The organism is Micromonospora sp. NPDC003944, from assembly GCF_053605225.1.
The window spans coordinates 1-1893 of the sequence record NZ_JBSGIV010000142.1; the positions used below are offsets into that span (position 1 = coordinate 1).

Consider the following 1893-nt stretch of genomic DNA (forward strand, 5'->3'; position numbering starts at 1 on the left):
CCGGTACGCCGGCCTGGTCGGGGCGGTCCTGCTCGCCGTGGCCGGATACCTCGGCGGGGCGCTGCCCGACGCCCCGCTCGGCGTGACACCGGCGTCGATCTGGCGAGCCCCGGACGGCCCTGCGACGCTGACCTGCTGGCTGGTCGGCACCGTCCTGCTGGTCGGCGCGTGGTGGTCGTTGCGCGACGGTGCGCCGTCGACCCGCTGGGCGTACGTCACCGCCGGGCTGTGGGCACTGCCGCTGCTGGTCGCGCCACCGCTGGGCAGCCGGGACGTCTACTCGTACGCCTGTCAGGGCTGGACGTACGCGCACGGCGTCGACCCGTACGCCGTGGGCGTGGCGGCGGCGGGCTGCCCGTGGCTGGACACCGTCGCGCCGATCTGGCGGGACACCCCGGCACCGTACGGGCCGGTGTTCGTCCTACTCGCGGCCCTCGCCGTCGGCCTCGGCGGCGGGCTCACCGGCACCATCGTGGCGCTGCGCGTGATCGCCGTGGCGGGGCTGCTGCTGGCCGCGCTCTGCCTGCCCGGTCTGGCGCGCGCCGCCGGGGTGCCGACCCGGCGGGCCGCCTGGCTGGCGCTGGCCGGGCCGCTTGTCGGCGTACACCTCGTGGCCGGGGCGCACAACGACGCGGTGATGCTGGGTCTGCTGCTGTCCGGGCTGCTGATCGCGGTCCGTCGACCGGGCCGGCCGGCGGCGTTGCTGCTGGCCGGAGCGCTGCTCGGGCTTGCCGTCACGGTGAAGGCGACCGCCGTGGTGGTGGTGCCGTTCGCCGTGCTGGCCGGGACGCCTGGCCGCCACACCGTACGGGCCTTGCTGCGTCACGGTGCCTGGCTGGCCGGCGGGCTGCTCGCCGCGCTGCTCGTCACCTCTGCGGTGTCCGGCCTCGGCTTCGGCTGGGTAGGCGGGCTGACCCACAGCGGCGACTCGGAACAGTGGACGTCACCACCCACCGCCGTCGGCTTCGTGGTCGACTACGCCGGGGCGCTGGTCGGCCGGGACCCGCAGGCGGTGCCGGCGGTACGGGCCCTCGCGCTGGTGCTGCTCGGCGGGGTGCTGGTGGTGCTCTGGTACCGAACGTGGCGGGCGGTGCGCCGGCCGAACGACGTTGCGGGTGCGGGTCCTGAGGCTGGGTGTCCGTCGGTGGCGCGGTCCCGGGTGGCGCTGCGTGGCGCGGCGATGGCGCTGGTCGCCACCGTTGCCCTGTCCCCGGTCTTCCACCCCTGGTACGCCACCTGGCCGCTGGCGCTGCTCGCGCTCACCGCCGCCCGTACGCCATGGTTCGTCCTGCCTGCGGCCGCGACGGCCTTCCTCACCCTGCCCGACGGGACCAACCTGGCTCGTGTCACGAAGGCACCCGGCGCCCTGGCGATGACCGCCCTGCTCCTGATCGTGCTCGTAGGCGCCCTGCGCCGAAGGTCGCGCACCCCGCCCAAGACCACCGAGCCAGCGCTCCACACCGCCCCCGGGGACGACAAACCCCGCTGATCATTGAGTTAACGGGGACCGAGTGGACCACACTCCCGGCCAACCTGATGATCACCGGAGCTGCGCCCCCGCCGCGCCCGCCCCCCGCCCCGCCCGCCCCGCGCCCTCCGCCGCGCCCCGCCCCGCGCCCCACGCCGCCCCGCTGGGCCCCACGCCACGCCGCGCCGTGCCACGCCGCGCCCCACGCCGCGCCGCGCCCCGCCAAGATCGTGCTCGAACGTAGATGTAGTGGCCTCCCGGTGCGTCCGAGGCCCAACATCCAGGATCGAGCACGATCTTGGCGGCGCGGCGGGGCTCGGAACCCAAGATCCGCGCAACTACAGGGAAAGTGCTGCCTCCCGGCCGTCGGAGGCAGCTCTGGTACGTCTGCACCACCGGCACCCCGGTCTGCCGGCCGGCGGTCA

At 75.7% G+C, this 1893-nt stretch carries 1 protein-coding gene; it reads left to right on the top strand.

Annotation, left to right across the window (positions count from 1 at the left end; translation table 11 throughout):
• Positions 1–1489, top strand: a 1489-nt coding sequence (mptB, locus tag ACWER9_RS31800) for a polyprenol phosphomannose-dependent alpha 1,6 mannosyltransferase MptB (RefSeq protein ID WP_452305319.1), incomplete at its 5' end; no start/stop codon positions are given.
• Between the last annotated feature and the right edge of the window lie 404 nt (positions 1490–1893).